This is a genomic window from Pedococcus sp. P5_B7, assembly GCF_054049895.1.
The window spans coordinates 932,416-949,410 of the sequence record NZ_JBFULM010000002.1 but is presented as its reverse complement, the minus strand read 5'-3'; the positions used below and the strand labels follow the sequence as shown (position 1 = coordinate 949,410).

The following is a 16,995-nucleotide window of genomic DNA, read 5'->3' as shown; positions in this document are numbered from 1 at the left end:
ACCTGAACCATGCCTACCCCCACCAAGGGTCCCCGTCTCGGCGGCGGTCCGGCTCACGAACGCCTGATCCTGGCCAACCTGGCCCAGTCGCTGTTCGAGCACGACTCGATCACCACCACCGAGGCCAAGGCCAAGCGCCTGCGCCCGCTGGCCGAGCGTCTCGTGACGTTCGCCAAGCGCGGTGACCTCCACGCCCGTCGTCGGGTCCTGTCGGTCATCTCCGACAAGGGCGTCGTGCACCGTCTCTTCACCGAGATCGCGCCCGACATGGCCGAGCGTCCCGGCGGCTACACCCGCATCACCAAGATCGGTGCCCGCAAGGGTGACAACGCCCCCATGGCCGTGATCGAGCTCGTCCGCGAGCCGCTGGCCAAGAAGGCGACGGTCAAGGAGGCGGAGGCCGCCACCAAGCGTTCCGCCAAGCAGGCCGAGGCCAAGGAGGCCGCGGTCGAGACCAAGGCCGCCGAGGACGAGGCCAAGGCTTCCGAAGACGTGGCCAAGGCCGAGGCCGAGGAGACCACCGAGGCGACCGAGACCACCGAGGCTGCTGCCACGGAGATCCCGGCCGGTGCCATCGCCGCGAACGAGGACGGCTCGTCCCCCGACGCGGAGTACACCGTCAAGGGCAACGCCGACTCGGGCAAGTTCCACGAGGCCGACGGCCAGTGGTTCGACCAGACGGTCGCCGAGTTCTGGTTCAAGTCCGCCGCCGACGCGGAGGCCGCTGGCTTCACGAAGGCCGGCGCCTGACCCAGGCAGCCTGATCGCAGGGACGGGCCGTCCACCCCTCGGGGTGGGCGGCCCGTTTCTCGTCTGGCAGCGACTGAGGTGCGGAGGGGTGGCGCGCGACGTGTGGCCACTGGTGCCTCACGGGAGGGTGGTTCTGGGGGTCTGGTGGGGCATGGGTGGCCAGAAGTGCGGGGAGGTGGGCGGCGTCGACCCGATCAGGTATGCCGGGTTGCCGGCTCCGTGCGGAACGCGCCGGCCAGGGGGAGGATCGCCAGGATGAGCACCATGGGTACGGCGAACCCCGGCCGCAGGGACTGCGACCCGACCACTCCGGTCAGGACTGCTCCGAGCAGCCCACCGACGTAGTTGAACTGGTTGAACCGGGCGATCACCGCATCGACCCTGGCCCGCCGGGCCTCGGGGTCGAGCCCGCCGCCCGCAACCACCGCTGCCGCAGAGAAGGACAGCGGCGCGATCACGGCGACCGAGCCGCCCAGGACGGTGAACCCGAGGACGGCGACCCACCAGGACGGGGAGAACACGATGACGGCCAGGGCGACGCTGGCCACGACCGCACCGATGCGCAGCAGGGGCACGGCACCCACCCTGGCGACCGCGGCGTCACCGGCGAGCCGGGTGGCCAGGCTGGCCACGAGGTAGGGGAGCGTGGCCAGGGGGAGCAGCCAGTCGGGTGCGTCGTGGACCGACTTGAGGAAGACCGGCCCCCAGGTCGTCGCGGCGGTGTCGACCATGTAGAAGAGCACCATCGCGGCGCCGAGCAGGAGGATCTTGCGCCACGGGACGTCCAGGCCGGGCGCAGTCGCCGCCACCGGCGGGTCGGCGCTCGCGGGCAGGAGGGGGGCGGCCAGCAGGATGAGGGCGACGACGCACAGCGGCAGCAACCCGGCGAGCAGGCCCGCCTGCGTCACCGCGATCGTGACGACGGTCGCGACGATCCCGCCGGCCGTCCAGGCGCCGTGGAAGGACGGCAGGATGGTGCGGCCGTAGCGGTGCTCCACCGCCACCGCCTGCATGTTCGAGGCCGCATCCACGACGCCCAGCCCCAGGCCGTAGACGGCCAGCCCACCCACGAAGACGCCCCGCTGCGGCGCCCCCGCGACAGCGGCCAGGCCGAGGGCCTGCAGGACGAATCCGACCCGCAGCGTCGTGGCACTGCCCCGGCGGGTCGCAGCCAGCTCGGCGAGGGCCGACCCCGCGCCGGCAAGGAGCACGACCATGAGCAGGAGCCCGGAGACGAACAGCTCGGACAGGTCCCATCGATCCTGGAACCTGGGCAGCCGGGTGGTCAGGGAGATGAACAGCAGGCCCTGGACGGCGAAGGCGGCGGCGACCGCCGCGCGGTGCCGGGCCAGCCCGGCAGCGGTCGGCGCCGCGGTGGTGGCGATCCTCACCCGCTCACTCTGGCAGACCGCCGGCCCGCATCGTCGGAGCCGTGCGCGTGGCTAGGCTTGCCACATGGACCAGGAGCAGGGGGAGCAGCCGACTGTGCCCCTGCGGATCCGCCTCGACCTCGGCTACGACGGGACCGACTTCTCCGGCTGGGCCGCCCAGCCGGGCCTACGGACGGTGGAGGGCACGCTCTCGGCCGCACTGACCACCATCCTGCGGGCCGAGGCACCGGTGCGGCTGACCGTGGCCGGCCGCACCGACGCCGGTGTCCACGCGCGGGGGCAGGTGGCCCATTTCGACCCTGACCCGGTGGCCTGGGCGGCGCTGCCCGGTCGTTCCGCGCGCTCTCCCGCCGACGCGGCGCTGAGCCGGCTGCGCGGCATACTCCCTGCGGACCTCAGCATGCGGGCCGTGACCGTCGCCCCCGAGGGCTTCGAGGCACGCTTCGCGGCGCTGCAGCGCCGGTACCTCTACCGACTGGCCGATCGACCGGAGCGGGCCGACCCGTTGCGTCGCCGCGAGACCGTGCTCACCAAGCGCTCCCTCGACGTCGACGCCATGCACGCGGCTGCGCAGAAACTGTTGGGGCTGAACGACTTCGGAGCCTTCTGCAAGAGGCGCGAGGGTGCGACGACAGTGCGCACGCTGCTCGACTACTCCTGGCGACGCGCCGACGACGGCACCCTCGAGGCGACCGTGGTCGCTGACGCGTTCTGCCACTCGATGGTGCGCTCGCTGGTCGGTGCGGTCGTGCCCGTCGGCGAGGGACGAAGGGGGGTCGACTGGCCCGCCGAGGTGATGCGTGCTGCGGTGCGAGACGCCGCCGTCGTCGTGATGCCTCCGCAGGGCCTCTCGCTCGAGGAGGTCGTCTATCCCGACGACGAAGGGCTGGCCGCCCGCGCCAAGGAGTCGCGCGTCCGGCGAACCCTCGACTGATCCGGGGGCGCTGCCGGCCTAGGCATCCTCGGGCAGCGGCGGTCCGACCACCTGGAGCCCGAACCTCGGCCCGACGACGTTCCACCGGGCGATCTCCTCGGGCATCGGGCGACCGTCGGATCCGGGCAGCCGGTGCTGGAGCGCAGGGAGCCCCACCTCGTCGTAGAGGTCGAACAGGTGCCCGGGGTCGGAGAGGCCCAGGAACCGGACCGGCTCGTCGCCGGTCACCCGGAAGGCGTGGGGCAGCATCGCCGGCAGCCAGATGAAGTCGCCCGCGCCGAGGTGGAAGACCTCCTCGCCGGCGCGGTAGGTCATCGTGCCGTCGAGGAGGTAGAACGCCTCTGCCTCACGGGTGTGCCGGTGCAAGGGGGTCGCGGTGCCGGGTGGCTGGGTCACCAGGGCCACGCCGAGGCGTCCGCCCGACTCGTCGGCGCTGAGCAGGTGCTCGAACAACGAGCCCATCGCCCACGTCCCCCGGCCCGTGCCCGCGGGCCGGTGGACGACCCCGAGGGCACCGTCGTCGTCGGTGCTGGCGGTGGTGGCGGTCGTCCCGACGTCGCTCATCTGGCGCTCCTCTGCTCCGACCCCATATTCACCCGAACCATCTTCGGACGAATATTGCTAAGGTAGGCCCGATGTCCAAGCCAGTCAAGACCCGCCCCTACCGGTCGACCGTGCGCGCCGAGCAGGCGCGGCAGACCCGGCTCGCCGTCCTGCGCGCGGCGCGCGACCTGTTGACCGAGCACGGCTACGAGGCGACGACCGTCGCGATGGTCGCGGCGGCGGCCGGCGTCTCCGTCGACACGGTCTACACCAGCGTGGGGCGCAAGCCCGAGCTGGCGGTCGCGGTGGTCGACATGGTGCTGGCTTCGGCCGACGAGCCGGTGCCCGCACAGGAGCGCGACTACGTGCGGGCCGTGCAGGCTGCCCGCACCGGCCGGGAAAAGCTCGAGGTGTATGCCGCGGCGGTGCGGACGGTGGTGCCGCGCACCGCCCCGCTGCTCGAGGCGCTGCGCAGGGCAGGGGAGTCCGATCCCGCGTCGGCGTCGGCCTGGTCGATGGTGATGGACCGCCGGGCGGCCAACATGCTGCTGCTGGCGGCCGAGCTGCGGGCCTCGGGCGACCTGCGGGCAGACCTCACCGACCGCGAGGTGGCCGACCTCCTCTGGTCGACCAACTCACCCGAGTACTGGCTGCTGCTCCGCTCGCGGGGCTGGTCGGCGAAGCGGTATGCCGAGCTGCTGCAGGACCTCTGGTGCCGCCTGCTCCTGGCGCCATGAGAGCCCCAAGACCCCGAGGGGTCGGTCAGCCGGTGATGGCGGCGTAGCCGAGGGAGTCGTGGATCGCCAGACCCGCGAAGGCCGGGGAGCCCGAGAAGGCGTCGCGCACCAGGGCGAGCTGGCTGTCCATCTGGGCGAGCGTCAGGCCGTGGAAGGTCTGCTTGACCTCCGTCGGGTCGGTGCCGAGGAAGTTCGTCTCCTGGCCGACCCGCACCGGGCGTCCGAGCAGCGCGCCCGCCGCCACCTCGGCCGACGCGAGGGCGATCGTGCCGTCGGGTCCGGCGGCAGTGTTGCGGTAGGCCATCACCGTGACCGCATCGGCGCGACGCATGATCTCGCGGTCCAGCGTCGAGCCGTTGGCGGCGACCTCGTCGAACCAGAACGGGATGTCCGCCTCGATCGGGGTTGCCGCCGCGGCGGTGCTGAGCGTGTCGAGGGTGGTGAGGTACTTCTTGATGACGGCCTTGCGGTTCTTCGTCCACGCGGGGGTCGTGTAGGGCTCGATGTCGACGTGCACCCCGGTGAACAGCCCGGTGGCGAGCGCCGGCTGGAGCCAGTTGGTGACCACCCACGCGGGGTTGTCGACCCAGCCCGGGTCGCCGCCGAGGGCGTCGACCCGCAGCCCCGCCGCGTCGGCCAGGGCGACGAGCTGCTGGAGCTCGGCGAGCTTCGGAGAGCTGTCCACGTTCGGGGGCACGGCGGCATACAGCTGGCCGATGCCGCGCGCCGTCGCGAGGCTGACGACCGCCTGCGGGTCGGAGGTGTCCCAGACCCACATGGCGCGCGCGCTGGCTTGCCGGCCGGTGCGGTCCACCTCCGGGGCAGCCATGGCCTGGCCTGCCACCGTCACGCCCACGGCACCGACGATCGCCACGAGGGCGACCATAGCCATGAGGCGAAGGGGAGAGGCGGAGCGGCGCACGGGATGTCCTTTCGGGGTGACTTGTCCATGGTCAGGGGTCGAGACCAGTGCTCCTTGCCAACTTTGACAAGCCTTTACCTTTGTCTAGTCCCTTCGTCCTGGCTCGGCTGTCCAGACAACTGAGATGACGCGCGGGGGTCGCGTGCAGCACCCTTGACCCCGTGGGACACCTCGACATCAACACCGTGAACTTCGTGCTGCCGGACGGCCGACCCCTGCTGAGCGAGGTCTCCCTCCGCGTGGGCGAGGGGGCGAAGGTGGCCCTGATCGGACCCAACGGCACGGGCAAGACGACGCTGGGCCGGATCATCGCCGGAGACCTCGCGGCGCACGACGGGGCGGTGACCCGCTCGGGCGGCCTCGGGGTGATGCGCCAGTTCGTGGGTTCGGTGCGCGACGACTCGACGGTGCGCGACCTGCTGCTCTCGGTCGCGCCGGAGCCGGTGCGCGAGGCGGCGGCCGAGATCGACCGCACCGAGCTGCTGATGATGGAGCACGACAGCGAGGCCGACCAGATGGCCTACGCCCGCGCCCTCGTGGCGTGGGGAGACGTGGGCGGCTACGACTACGAGACGCTGTGGGACGTCTGCACCGTCGCAGCCCTCGGTATGTCGTTCGACAAGGCCCAGTGGCGCAAGGTCAGCACCCTCTCCGGTGGCGAGCAGAAGCGGGTCGTCCTCGAGGCGCTGCTGCGCGGGCCGGAGGAGGTGCTGCTGCTCGACGAGCCGGACAACTACCTCGACGTGCCGGCCAAGCGGTGGCTCGAGGACCAGCTCATCGCCTCCCCGAAGACGGTGCTCTTCGTCAGCCACGACCGGGAGCTGCTCAACCGTGTCGCGACCCGGGTCGCCACCCTCGAGCCCGGCGGTGCCGGCTCGACCCTGTGGGTCCACCCGGGGCGCTTCGAGACCTACCACCAGGCCCGCGAGGACCGGAACTCCCGCCTCGAGGAGCTGCGTCGGCGCTGGGACGAGGAGCACCAGAAGATCAAGGACCTCGTGCAGATGCTCAAGGTCAAGGCGAAGTACAACGACGGCATGGCGCCGCGGTACCACGCCGCCCAGACGCGACTGCGCAAGTTCGAGGAGGTGGGGCCGCCGCAGGAGACGCCCCTGCGCCAGAACGTGAACATGCGGCTCAAGGGTGGGCGCACCGCCAAGCGAGCAGTGATCGCCGAGCGGCTCGAGCTGACCGGCCTGATGAAGCCGTTCGACCTCGAGATCTGGTTCGGGGAGCGGGTCGCCGTCCTCGGCAGCAACGGCTCGGGGAAGTCGCACTTCCTGCGCCTCGTGGCTGCTGGTGGGAGCGACCCCGACGCCGAGCACCGGCCGGTCGGCGACATCCAGCCGGTGTCGGTGACGCACACCGGTCGGCTGCGGCTCGGGTCGAGGGTGCGGCCGGGCTGGTTCGCCCAGACGCACGAGCAGCCCGCCCTCGTCGGCCGGACCCTCCTCGAGATCCTGCACCGGGGTGACGAGCACCGGACCGGACGGCCGCGTGAGGAGGCGGCCCGGGTGCTGGACCGCTACGGCCTGGCGCGAGCCAGCGAGCAGACCTTCGACTCGCTCTCCGGTGGCCAGCAGGCGCGGTTCCAGATCCTGCTGCTCGAGCTGTCGGGCGCGACCTGCCTGCTGCTCGACGAGCCCACCGACAACCTCGACCTGCACTCGGCCGAGGCGCTGGAGGAGGGCCTCGAGGCGTTCGAGGGCACCGTCATCGCCGTGACGCACGACCGGTGGTTCGCCCGGGGGTTCGACCGGTTCCTGGTGTTCGGCTCCGACGGCCGGGTCTACGAGTCCGACGAGCCGGTCTGGGACGAGGGACGGGTGGCCCGCGCCCGCTGAGCCGGAGCCTGCGCGGGACGGCCCGTGGGGATGCGTGAGACGGGTTTCGGAACTACCGTGCTGAGGGCACGCCGCGCGCCGAAGGGGTCGCGCAGGTGTTCTCGGAGGAGCAGTCATGCGAGGTCCACGCCGTCTGTATGCCGTCCTGCTGGGTGTGGCTCTAGCCACCGGAACGGGCGTGGCGACCGGGTTGCCCGCGGTGGCGGCCACCGAGACGGTGACGCTGGTCGGCGACCTCCAGCTCGAGCTGGGCTGCTCGGAGGACTGGCAGCCCCCCTGCGACGCCTCCAAGCTCGCGCGGGTGGGCAGCACGGACACGTATGCGAGCACCTTCACCGTGCCCGCCGGGACGTGGGCGTTCAAGGTCGCCATCAACGACTCGTGGGCGATCAACTACGGCGTCGACGGCAAGCCCGACGGAGCGAACCTGTCGCTCACCCTGCTCAGCCCCATGCGGGTGGCCTTCAGCTACGACGACACGAGCCACCGGGTCTCGTTCGCCCCGGCGGACCTGGCCGGGGGCACCACGGCCGCCGACGCGGCATACGCGAAGAGCTCCTTGCGCGAGTCGCTGACCCGTGAGCGCTTCTACTTCGTCATGGCCGACAGGTTCGCCAACGGATCGACGGCCAACGACGCCGGAGGACTGACCGGCGGACGCCTCACGACCGGTCTCGACCCGACCAGCAAGGGCTTCTACCACGGTGGCGACCTCAAGGGGGTCCAGAGCAAGCTGGACTACATCAAGGGCCTCGGCACCACGGCCATCTGGCTCACGCCGAGCTTCAAGAACCGCCCGGTGCAGGGTGGGCCCGGGCAGGAGAGCGCTGGCTACCACGGCTACTGGGTCACCGACTTCACCCAGATCGACCCCCACCTCGGCACCAACGAGGACATGAAGGCGCTGATCGCCGCAGCCCACGCCAAGGGCATGAAGGTCTTCTTCGACATCATCACCAACCACACGGCGGACGTCATCGACTACGAGGGCGCCAAGTACACCTACCGCTCCAAGAGCAGGTTCCCCTACGAGGACGCGAACGGCACGACCTTCGACGACCGCGCCTTCATCGACAAGACGTTCCCGGCCATGGATCCCGCGACGTCCTTCCCGTACGTCCCCTACTTCCACCCAGGTGGAGCGACCGCGAAGGTCCCGTCGTGGCTCAACGACGTGAAGATGTACCACAACCGTGGCGACTCGACGTTCGCCGGAGAGTCCTCGACCTATGGCGACTTCTCCGGCCTGGACGACCTGTTCACCGAGCGACCCGAGGTCGTCAAGGGCATGGGTGACATCTACAAGCAGTGGGTCGACTTCGGCATCGACGGGTTCCGCATCGACACCGTCAAGCACGTGAACCTCGAGTTCTGGCAGAAGTTCATCCCCGACATCCTCGGCGCCGCCAAGCAAGCCGGCAAGGAGGACTTCTTCGCCTTCGGTGAGGTTTTCGACGGCAACCCGGCAGTGATGTCGGAGTACACGACTGCGGGCAAGCTCCAGGCCACGCTCGACTTCGGCTTCCAGCAGCAGGGCGTCGACTTCGCCAAGGGCAGGTCCGCCAGGACCCTCGCCGAGTTCTTCGCCAAGGACGACTGGTACACCGATGCCGACAGCAACGCCTACCAGCTGCCGACGTTCCTCGGGAACCACGACATGGGCCGAGTGGCGATGTTCCTCAAGGAGGCCGCGACCACCGAGGCCGAGCACCTCAAGCGGGTGCAGTTCGCGGACTCGCTGATGTTCACGACGCGGGGCAACCCGGTCACGTACTACGGAGACGAGCAGGGCTTCGTGAGCACCGGCGGTGACCAGGCGGCGCGCGAGGACATGTTCGCGAGCAAGGTCGACCTGTACAACGACGAGACCGTGCTCGGCGGACCCGACGGCTCGATGGACCGCTACGGCACCACCAACCCGATCTACCAGCACATCGCCGCGCTCTCGCAGGTCCGTGCCAAGCACCCCGCGCTCGCCGACGGTGCCCAGATCAACCGGTATGCCGCCGAGGGCGCCGGCATCTTCGCGGTGTCCCGCATCGATGCTGGGCAGAAGGTCGAGTACGTCGTCGCGGCCAACAACGACACCAAGGCGGCGACGGCCACGTTCCCGACGTGGAGCAAGGGCACCGGCGTCGTGTTCACCCCGGTCTTCGGCACCGACACCTCGGCCAAGCCGAAGGCCGACGGGTCGGTCACGGTCACGGTCCCGCCCCTCACCGTGAGCGTGTGGCGGGCCAACAAGGCCATCGCGACCTCTGGCGCAGGCCCGACCGTCCAGACCGAGGTCGTCGGCGCAGACGGTGGGCACGGCATCTACGGCCGCGCCGAGGTCACCGCGAACGTCCAGGCCAGCACCTTCGCCCAGACGACCTTCCTCTACCGTCCGGTCGGGACCTCGGCCTGGACGACCTTGGGCACCGACGACAACGCGCCGTTCCGGGTGTTCCACGACGTGTCCGGCTTCCCGGTCGACACCTACCTCGAGTACCGCGCCGTCACGAAGGACGCGTCGGGGCGCGTGGCTGCCGACTCCACCTGGGCCGTCGTCGCCAACCCGCCACGGCCGGTGATCGACAACGGTGACCCGCCCGCCACCCAGCCGACCAGTGTCGCGGTCGCCGGCACCCACAACTCCGAGATGGGTTGTTCCGAGGACTGGATGCCCGCGTGCACGCAGGCCTGGCTGGGGCTCGACGCCAATGACGGCATCTGGAAGAAGGCGTTCACCCTCCCCGCGGGCTCCTACTCCTACAAGGCTGCCCTCAACGGCACCTGGTCCGAGAACTACGGCGCGAAGGGGATTCGCGACGGGGCGAACATCTCCTACGACACCGATGACGGCACCGTGACCTTCTACTACGACCCGACGACCCACTGGGCGACCTCGGATGAGGAGGGGCTGATCGTCACGGCGCCCGGCACCTTCCAGTCCGAGTTGGGGTGCCCCGGCGACTGGCAGCCCGCCTGCATGCGTCCGTGGTTGCAGGACAAGGACGGTGATGGTGTCTTCACGTGGTCGACGACCAAGATCCCGGCTGGCAGCTACGAGTTCAAGGTGGCCTACGGACTGTCGATGACCGAGAGCTTCGGCGACGGCGGTGGGCCGGCGAACATCGCTCTCACCGTGCCCGCGACGGGTGCGACGACGACCTTCAGCTTCGACTCGGTGACACACCTCACCACGGTGACCAGCGAGTGAGGACCTGAGCGGCCCGATCCGACGACCGGGGGTCAGGTCTCGAGACCCAGGACGATCCGGCGTAGGAGGGTGTTGAGCTGGACCTTCTCGGGCTCGCTCAGGACGGCGAGGGTCTGCTTCTCGCGGACCACGGCCAGCTCGAGCGCCTGCTTCCAGACGGCCCGACCGGCCTGGGTGGGGCGGACGATGATGCGCCGACGGTCGAGCGGGTCGCTCTCGCGGGTGACGTAGGCCAGCTCCACCAGCCGGTCGAGGCGCGAGGTCATGGCCGCGCGCGTGACGTGGCACGCCTCCGCGAGCTGGGCGGGCGTGGTCTCGTTGGGCTCAGGCTGGACCAACAGCGTGTGGAGGGTGTCGTACTCGGCCGGGCCCAGGCCGAGCTCGCCGAAGGCTGCGGCGTTGGCGCGCTTCACGTGGCGGTTGATCGCCCCGATGCGGACGACGGCTCCCTCGACCTCGGGGTCGAAACCCCGGAAGGTCCGTCGCCAGCGCTCGACGTGCTGGTCCACCCAGTCCTGCTCCTGCTGCTTCGCCATGGAGCCAGTGTGACAGGTCTGGATACCGTCTGAAAGTTAGATGACAGATAGTTAGACGGTGTACTAATATCCTTCGCATGACCTCCACCCCAGCTCCTACGGGATTTCGCCTCCTGGCCGTCGGCCAGGGCCTGTCGTGGTTCGGCGACGCCTTCGCGCCCATCGCCCTGGCCGTCGCCGTCCTCGCGGGGGGCGGCAGCGCCAGCGAGCTCGGTCTCGTCCTCGCGGCCACCATGGCGGCTCGGCTGGCGGGCACGCTGGTCGGCGGGGTCTGGGCCGACCGGGTGTCGCCCGGACGCATCATGGTCGCCAGCGACGTCGTGCGGGCGCTGAGCACCCTCGCCACGGCGGGCTACTTCGCCACTGGCCAGGACAGCGTGCCGCTGCTCTGCGGGCTGGCTGCCGTGACTGGTGGGGCCGCGGCCTTCTTCGGCCCGGCCTTCGTGTCACTGCGACCGTTGCTGGTCACGGTGGACCGCCGTCACGCGGCGAACGCCACCCTGAACATCCTCCAGAACTCCGCCTTCATCCTCGGCCCCGCCGCGGCCGGTGTGTTCGTCGCCTGGGCGGGCGCCCCGTGGGCCTTCGTGGTCAACGCCGCCTCCTTCCTCGCGTCGGCGGGCACGGTGGCCGCCATCCGCGTGGACGCGCCCCGCGCCCCGCGGGTGGGCTTGCTCGCGGAGCTGCGCGAGGGGTGGCGCGAGGTGACCAGTCGCAGCTGGTTGCTGGCCGGCCTGCTGGCCGCCACGGCATACCACGCAGCTTTTGGTGCGGTGACCGTGCTGGTCGACGTCATCGCCGTGCGCGACCTGGGCGGGCCCACGGCCCTCGGGTGGATCTCCGCGGCGTCCGGCGCTGGTGGCCTGGTCGGTGGCCTGCTGGCGCTGCGTATGCCGCCGAGCCGCCCGCTCTTCGTCGGCTGGCCCTGCGTGGCGCTGATGTCGCTGTTCGCAGCAGCGTTCGCGTGGCCGGGTCACCTGGGCGTGGTCATCGGCGCGGCTGTGGTCGCCTTCGGTGGGTTGATGTACTTCTCGGTCTGCTGGGACACCGCGCTCCAGGACGGCGTGCCGCACTCGGTGCTCGCACGGGTGTCGTCGTGGGACATCCTCACGTCGTTCGTCGCGATCCCGGCCGGCAACGCCCTCGCCGGGCCGCTCGCGCACACCTACGGCACCGGCAGGGTCATCCTCGTGGCCGCCGTCGTGATGGCGCTCGCGTCGTTCGCCCCGATGCTGGTCCGCGGGTCCCGCGAGCTGCGTCGGTCGACCAGTGTTCTGGCGCCCGAACCGGCCCTCGCGACCGCGGGATGAGGTCGTGAGGGGACGACCGTGGTCGCGACCTGCTCCTCGCTCGTGCTGCTCACGGCGAGCGAGGAGCGGGAGCCGGCAGGTGACCGTGGTCGTCCGCTGACGGGCCGGAGGCTGGGCCCTAGGCGGTGGCTGCGTCCTCGACCTCGAGCTCCTCGACCGGCTGGAGACGGCCACGGCGCCAGGCCGGGATGAAGCACACGAACCCCACGGTGCTGATGGCTCCGGCGACGACCACCGCGGTCGCGATCGACGTGTGCGCGGCCAGCAGCCCCAGGAGGGGGCCGGCCACCGCGCCACCGGCCTGCATGACCAGCGACCCCAGCGACAGGATCGTCGCGCGGTTCTTCGCGCTCGCCTCGCGGTGCATCAGCCCCATGTAGGCAGGGCTGGCAGCGCCGTGCAGGGAGTAGGTCACGAGGTAGGCCGCGATCAGGGCGGCCGGTCCCAGGACGAGACCCATCGCCACGACGCCCAGGCCGTTGAGCACCCGTCCGAGCACGGCGGCCTGCACCAGCCCGAATCGGTCGGCCGCGCGGCCACCGAGCCACGACCCGACCGCGAACAGCGCCCAGCCACCGGCCGCGGCGGGGCCCATCCACGCGCCGGCCTTGGCCTCCGAGCCGAGGAGGTCGGACAGCCGCAGGGGCATCAGGGTCTCGTAGGCCATCATGCCGATGACCCAGAACAGCTCGACCGCCACCAGCCCGGCCAGCACACGGTTGCGGGTCACCAGGCGGATCCCGTCGCGGACCACCACGGGGGTCTCGCGCACGGAGTCGGCCAGCCGAGCCCGCATCCTGTGGTCGCTGCGTGGGGTCTCCCGCAGCAGCACGATGGTCGCGATCAGGTGCACGACACACAGCGCCACGAAGACCTGGATCGGCAGGAGCAGCGCGCTCGAGTCCCGGAACGGGTGCCACGCGACGAGGCCACCGGACACCAGGGCGCCACCACCCATGCCGATCCCGACCAGGACGCCCTGCGCCGACATGGCGCGGTGCACGTCGGCGCCGGGCTCGCGCTCGTGCACGGTGTCGACGTACCAGGCCTCGAGGGGGCCGGAGTCGAGCGCCCGGTAGACCCCCATCAGACCAGCGGACAGGGCGAACTGCCAGAACGACTGGGCGAGGAGGAAGGCCACTCCCGCGCCGATGTTCACCACGCCGGCGAGCAGCAGCAGTGGACGCCGGCCCAGCGCGTCGGCGAACCCGCTGGTCGGCAGCTCGAGCAGGAAGACCATGATCCCCTGCGCGGTCATGTAGAGGGTGATCTGCTGGATCGTCAGGCCGCGCTCGCGGGCCACGAGGGTGAAGAGGCCGACGACGAAGCCGACGGGGAGCCAGCGGGTCGTGCTGAGGATGAGGAAGACCCGTTTGGCCGCGGTGGGGGAGAGGCTGGTCATGACTGGTCCTTGCCGGTGGGGACCCGGGCGAGGTCCAGGGGGTAGATGGCGCTGTAGGCCGCCATCCGCCGTGCCTTCGGGTTGCCCTGCCCGACGCGGCGGTACTTCAGGAGGAGCTCGTCGAGCTCGGCCTTGAGGGCCTCGACCTGCTCGGGCGTCGCGACGATGAAGTTGTCGCTCATCCCCGCTGCGTCGCGCCACTCGAGGGGCCAGGTGTCCTGCACATCGAGCCACCGCTCGAACTGCTCGGCGAAGTGGCGGGCGTAGTCGCGGACCAGCCAGTTGAGCGCGGTCTCGGAGTCCTCGTCGCCGGCGAAGTCGCTGGCCTCCCAGGTGTGGAAGTCGGTGGCCGCCTGCCAGAGCCGTCGCTTGCCCTCGCCCTCACCGGTGTCCGAGACCAGCCCCACCGACTCGAGCTTGCGCAGGTGGTAGGAGGTGGCCCCGGAGTTGGTCGAGAGCCGCGCGGCGAGGGCGGTGGCGGTCGCGGGACCGTCGACGCGCAGCGCGCTGAGCAGCCGCGAGCGCAGCGGGTGGGCCAGCACCTTGAGGGCGGCGGCGTCGAGGCGCAACCCGGTCAGGTCACCGATCTGGGTGGGGGAAGGAGCCATGCGTGCACAATACCTTTGCACACTTCGTTTGCACAAGTATTGTGCACAGGAAAGGTGCACGGGTATCACCGCAGGTCAGGCCCTGTTTGAGGCGGCCGCAGGGGCGATTTGGGTGCACAGCGGGTAACCCGTAAACTTGAGCACTGTTGTGCCGTGCGCCCTCGTAAGGCGACACCACCGATCCGCCCGGCGGGTCGTGCGCCTCGGGCGCACGCGGCATACCGAACCATCGCATTTCCTCATGTAATTCCGATGTAAAGGTTCAGAACTTTGCGCACCTTCACCCCGAAGCCGGCCGAGGTCACTCGCACCTGGCACGTCATCGACGCCACGGACGTTGTCCTGGGTCGCCTGGCGAGCCAGACCGCGATCCTCCTGCGCGGCAAGCACAAGACCACGTTCGCCCCGCACGTCGACGGTGGCGACTTCGTCATCATCATCAACGCCGAGAAGGTCGCCCTCACCGGCGCCAAGCTCGAGCAGAAGAAGGCCTACCGCCACTCCGGCTTCCCGGGCGGCCTCAAGAGCACCTCCTACACCGAGCTGCTCGCCAAGAGCCCCGCCAAGGCCGTGGAGAAGGCCGTTCGCGGCATGCTCCCGCACACCACGCTCGGTCGTGAGCAGCTGACCCACCTCAAGGTCTACGCCGGCTCCGAGCACCCGCACAGCGCCCAGAAGCCCGTCCCGTTCGAGATCACCCAGGTCTCCCAGTAAGGATTTCTTGTGACTGACATCAACACTGAGACCCCTGTCGAGGGTGACGAGGTCGAGCTGACCGAGTACACCTCCGAGTCCGAGGGCCCCGTCTCCTCCGACGAGCCCACCCGGCGCGCGAGCGCCACGGTGCCCGGTGCCGCGACCGGTCGACGCAAGCAGGCCATTGCCCGCGTGCGCATCGTCCCCGGCAACGGCGAGTGGAAGATCAACGGGCGCACGCTCGAGCAGTACTTCCCGAACAAGGTCCACCAGCAGATCGTCAACGAGCCGTTCACGCTGCTCGAGCTCGACGGTGCCTACGACGTGCTCGTGCGCGTCCACGGTGGTGGCCCCTCCGGCCAGGCCGGTGCGGTCCGCCTCGGCGTGGCCCGCTCGCTCAACGGGATCGACGAGGAGCTGAACCGTCCCGCACTCAAGAAGGCCGGCTTCCTCACCCGTGACGCCCGCGTCCCGGAGCGCAAGAAGGCTGGTCTCAAGAAGGCCCGCAAGGCTCCGCAGTACAGCAAGCGCTGATCTGCCCCTGCAGTACCCGTCCGGAGGCGGCGCCCAACGTGGGTGCCGCCTCCGGCGTCTTTGGGGGTAGGTTCACGCCAGATGCCCGTGCGTCCGGCTCTGCCCACGCGGCGGCCGTTCGCGCACCTGATCGAAAGGCTTCCTCTTCATGGCCACCACCACGGCTCGACTCTTCGGTACCGACGGCGTTCGCGGGCTCGCGAACGTCGACATCACGGCCGAGCTGGCCCTGCGCCTCAGCGTGGCTGCCGCCCACGTCCTCGGGGATGACGCACGACGAGCCGGGCGGCGCCCGAAGGCAGTCGTCGGGCGCGACCCCCGGGCGTCGGGGGAGTTCCTCTCCGCCGCCGTGATCGCGGGGCTGGCCTCGGCGGGGGTCGACGTCTACCACGCCAACGTCCTGCCGACGCCCGCGATCGCCTTCCTCACCGATGACACCCACGCCGACTTCGGCGTGATGCTGTCGGCGTCGCACAACGCCATGCCGGACAACGGAATCAAGTTCTTCGCCGCTGGAGGGCACAAGCTCGACGACCAGATCGAGGACGAGATCGCCGCGCGCCTCGACCAGGACTGGGAGCGCCCGACCGGCCCCGACGTGGGCCGGGTCGTGACCATGCCCGACGGCCACACGCGCTACATCTCCCACCTCCTCACGGTCCTGCCCAATCGCCTCAACGGCATCAAGGTCGTGATCGACGGTGCCCACGGTGCGGCCAGCCTGGTCTCGCCCGAGGTGTTCCGGCTGGCCGGGGCGGAGGTCTTCGAGATCGGCACCGAGCCCGACGGCCTCAACATCAACGACGGCTACGGCTCGACGCACCTCGACCACCTCAAGGCCGCCGTCGTGGCCCGTGGCGCCGACCTCGGCATCGCCCACGACGGTGACGCCGACCGCTGCCTCGCGATCGACCACACCGGCACCGAGGTCGACGGCGACCAGATCATGGCGATCCTCGCGGTGTCGCTGAAGTCCCGCGGCGCGTTGGCCCAGGACACCCTCGTGGCCACGGTCATGAGCAACCTCGGCCTGTTGCAGGCGATGGAGCGCGAGGGCGTCGCCGTGCGACAGACCGCGGTCGGCGACCGCTATGTGCTCGAGGACATGCGCGCCTCCTCCTACTCGCTCGGCGGCGAGCAGAGCGGGCACGTGATCTTCCTCGACCACGGCACGACCGGCGACGGCGTGCTGACCGGCCTGATGCTCGCCGCCCGCGTGGCCGAGACCGGGAAGCCCCTGTCGGAGCTGGCCACCGTGATGCGCCGGCTGCCGCAGGTGCTCATCAACGTCAAGGGTGTCGACAAGGCCCGGGTCGAGTCGGACGACGAGCTCCAGGCGGCCGTCAAGGCCGAGGAGGAGGCCCTCGCCGGGAGCGGCCGGGTGCTGTTGCGCAAGTCCGGCACCGAGCCGGTCGTGCGCGTCATGGTCGAGGCGGGCGAGCAGGAGCAGGCCCAGGCCGTCGCCGACCGCCTGGTCGACGTCGTCAAGGCGCGCCTCTCCCTCTGACCCGCCCCACGCCGAGGCGAGGTATGCCGGGTGGCCACCACCCGGCATACCCCAGCTTTATCGGGTCTAGCAAGAAGGT

At 70.6% G+C, this 16,995-nt stretch carries 15 protein-coding genes; 9 read left to right on the top strand and 6 right to left on the bottom strand.

Translation table 11 applies throughout. The features are described from left to right. Positions 1 to 9: 9 nt before the first annotated feature. A complete protein-coding gene (gene rplQ / locus ACXJKD_RS07365; RefSeq protein WP_457253826.1) occupies positions 10 to 750 on the top strand; it encodes a 50S ribosomal protein L17, sunset domain variant in 741 nt (246 codons plus the stop codon). Between the two features lie 194 nt (positions 751 to 944). Here the strand turns inward: rplQ and ACXJKD_RS07360 are convergent, their stop codons facing one another. Continuing rightward, positions 945 to 2,141 carry an MFS transporter gene (locus ACXJKD_RS07360; RefSeq protein WP_457253824.1) on the bottom strand — a complete coding sequence of 399 codons (1,197 nt, stop codon included), beginning with the start codon at positions 2,139 to 2,141 and terminating at the stop codon, positions 945 to 947. A gap of 64 nt (positions 2,142 to 2,205) precedes the next feature. Here ACXJKD_RS07360 and ACXJKD_RS07355 point away from each other — a divergent pair, with 64 nt between their 5' ends. Continuing rightward, positions 2,206 to 3,075, top strand: a complete 870-nt coding sequence (locus ACXJKD_RS07355) for a tRNA pseudouridine synthase A (protein WP_457253823.1) — start codon at positions 2,206 to 2,208, stop codon at positions 3,073 to 3,075. Between the two features lie 18 nt (positions 3,076 to 3,093). On the opposite strand, the gene ACXJKD_RS07350 is transcribed toward ACXJKD_RS07355, so the two are convergent. Next, positions 3,094 to 3,639 carry a cupin domain-containing protein gene (locus ACXJKD_RS07350; RefSeq protein WP_457253822.1) on the bottom strand — a complete coding sequence of 182 codons (546 nt, stop codon included), beginning with the start codon at positions 3,637 to 3,639 and terminating at the stop codon, positions 3,094 to 3,096. A 71-nt stretch (positions 3,640 to 3,710) separates the two neighbouring features. On the opposite strand from ACXJKD_RS07350, the gene ACXJKD_RS07345 reads away from it, so the two are divergent. Next, on the top strand, positions 3,711 to 4,355 hold the full coding sequence (locus ACXJKD_RS07345) for a TetR/AcrR family transcriptional regulator (RefSeq protein ID WP_457253821.1): 645 nt from the start codon (positions 3,711 to 3,713) through the stop codon (positions 4,353 to 4,355). Between the two features lie 25 nt (positions 4,356 to 4,380). On the opposite strand, the gene ACXJKD_RS07340 is transcribed toward ACXJKD_RS07345, so the two are convergent. After that, complete coding sequence (locus ACXJKD_RS07340) at positions 4,381 to 5,247, bottom strand: hypothetical protein (protein WP_457253820.1); 867 nt, start codon at positions 5,245 to 5,247, stop codon at positions 4,381 to 4,383. Between the two features lie 191 nt (positions 5,248 to 5,438). Between ACXJKD_RS07340 and ACXJKD_RS07335 the strand changes: the two genes are divergently transcribed. Together ACXJKD_RS07335 and ACXJKD_RS07330 are read left to right on the top strand one after the other, a co-directional pair. Then, positions 5,439 to 7,121, top strand: coding sequence for an ABC-F family ATP-binding cassette domain-containing protein (locus ACXJKD_RS07335; protein WP_457253819.1), 1,683 nt, complete (start codon positions 5,439 to 5,441; stop codon positions 7,119 to 7,121). A gap of 115 nt (positions 7,122 to 7,236) precedes the next feature. Beyond that, positions 7,237 to 10,323 (top strand): pullulanase X25 domain-containing protein, encoded by a 3,087-nt coding sequence (locus tag ACXJKD_RS07330; protein WP_457253818.1) that lies wholly within the window; start codon positions 7,237 to 7,239, stop codon positions 10,321 to 10,323. Positions 10,324 to 10,355: 32 nt separating this feature from the next. Here the strand turns inward: ACXJKD_RS07330 and ACXJKD_RS07325 are convergent, their stop codons facing one another. Beyond that, positions 10,356 to 10,859 (bottom strand): MarR family winged helix-turn-helix transcriptional regulator, encoded by a 504-nt coding sequence (locus ACXJKD_RS07325; protein WP_457253817.1) that lies wholly within the window; start codon positions 10,857 to 10,859, stop codon positions 10,356 to 10,358. A gap of 77 nt (positions 10,860 to 10,936) precedes the next feature. Here ACXJKD_RS07325 and ACXJKD_RS07320 point away from each other — a divergent pair, with 77 nt between their 5' ends. Continuing rightward, positions 10,937 to 12,169, top strand: a complete 1,233-nt coding sequence (locus tag ACXJKD_RS07320) for an MFS transporter (protein ID WP_457253816.1) — start codon at positions 10,937 to 10,939, stop codon at positions 12,167 to 12,169. A 118-nt stretch (positions 12,170 to 12,287) separates the two neighbouring features. Here the strand turns inward: ACXJKD_RS07320 and ACXJKD_RS07315 are convergent, their stop codons facing one another. Then, positions 12,288 to 13,571 carry an MFS transporter gene (locus ACXJKD_RS07315; protein WP_457253815.1) on the bottom strand — a complete coding sequence of 428 codons (1,284 nt, stop codon included), beginning with the start codon at positions 13,569 to 13,571 and terminating at the stop codon, positions 12,288 to 12,290. Next, positions 13,568 to 14,179, bottom strand: a complete 612-nt coding sequence (locus tag ACXJKD_RS07310; protein ID WP_457253814.1) for a helix-turn-helix domain-containing protein — start codon at positions 14,177 to 14,179, stop codon at positions 13,568 to 13,570. Before ACXJKD_RS07310 ends, ACXJKD_RS07315 begins: the two co-directional genes overlap by 4 nt. Before the next feature lie 270 nt (positions 14,180 to 14,449). Between ACXJKD_RS07310 and rplM the strand changes: the two genes are divergently transcribed. The 3 genes from rplM to glmM all read left to right on the top strand — a co-directional run bounded on the left by rplM (position 14,450) and on the right by glmM (position 16,916). After that, on the top strand, positions 14,450 to 14,893 hold the full coding sequence (gene rplM, locus ACXJKD_RS07305) for a 50S ribosomal protein L13 (RefSeq protein WP_056923968.1): 444 nt from the start codon (positions 14,450 to 14,452) through the stop codon (positions 14,891 to 14,893). Between the two features lie 9 nt (positions 14,894 to 14,902). After that, positions 14,903 to 15,409, top strand: a complete 507-nt coding sequence (gene rpsI, locus ACXJKD_RS07300) for a 30S ribosomal protein S9 (RefSeq protein ID WP_457253813.1) — start codon at positions 14,903 to 14,905, stop codon at positions 15,407 to 15,409. A 148-nt stretch (positions 15,410 to 15,557) separates the two neighbouring features. Further along, positions 15,558 to 16,916, top strand: coding sequence for a phosphoglucosamine mutase (gene glmM / locus ACXJKD_RS07295; protein ID WP_457253812.1), 1,359 nt, complete (start codon positions 15,558 to 15,560; stop codon positions 16,914 to 16,916). The last annotated feature ends 79 nt before the right edge of the window (positions 16,917 to 16,995 follow it).

What these genes read in the sequence shown, in the direction of transcription:
- rplQ (WP_457253826.1), top strand. Translation starts at nt 10, where the DNA reads ATGCCTACCCCCACCAAGGGTCCCCGTCTCGGCGGCGGTCCGGCTCAC.
- ACXJKD_RS07355 (WP_457253823.1), top strand. Translation starts at nt 2,206, where the DNA reads ATGGACCAGGAGCAGGGGGAGCAGCCGACTGTGCCCCTGCGGATCCGC.
- ACXJKD_RS07350 (WP_457253822.1), bottom strand. Translation starts at nt 3,639, where the DNA reads ATGAGCGACGTCGGGACGACCGCCACCACCGCCAGCACCGACGACGAC.
- ACXJKD_RS07345 (WP_457253821.1), top strand. Translation starts at nt 3,711, where the DNA reads ATGTCCAAGCCAGTCAAGACCCGCCCCTACCGGTCGACCGTGCGCGCC.
- ACXJKD_RS07340 (WP_457253820.1), bottom strand. Translation starts at nt 5,247, where the DNA reads ATGGCTATGGTCGCCCTCGTGGCGATCGTCGGTGCCGTGGGCGTGACG.
- ACXJKD_RS07330 (WP_457253818.1), top strand. Translation starts at nt 7,237, where the DNA reads ATGCGAGGTCCACGCCGTCTGTATGCCGTCCTGCTGGGTGTGGCTCTA.
- ACXJKD_RS07325 (WP_457253817.1), bottom strand. Translation starts at nt 10,859, where the DNA reads ATGGCGAAGCAGCAGGAGCAGGACTGGGTGGACCAGCACGTCGAGCGC.
- ACXJKD_RS07320 (WP_457253816.1), top strand. Translation starts at nt 10,937, where the DNA reads ATGACCTCCACCCCAGCTCCTACGGGATTTCGCCTCCTGGCCGTCGGC.
- ACXJKD_RS07315 (WP_457253815.1), bottom strand. Translation starts at nt 13,571, where the DNA reads ATGACCAGCCTCTCCCCCACCGCGGCCAAACGGGTCTTCCTCATCCTC.
- ACXJKD_RS07310 (WP_457253814.1), bottom strand. Translation starts at nt 14,179, where the DNA reads ATGGCTCCTTCCCCCACCCAGATCGGTGACCTGACCGGGTTGCGCCTC.
- glmM (WP_457253812.1), top strand. Translation starts at nt 15,558, where the DNA reads ATGGCCACCACCACGGCTCGACTCTTCGGTACCGACGGCGTTCGCGGG.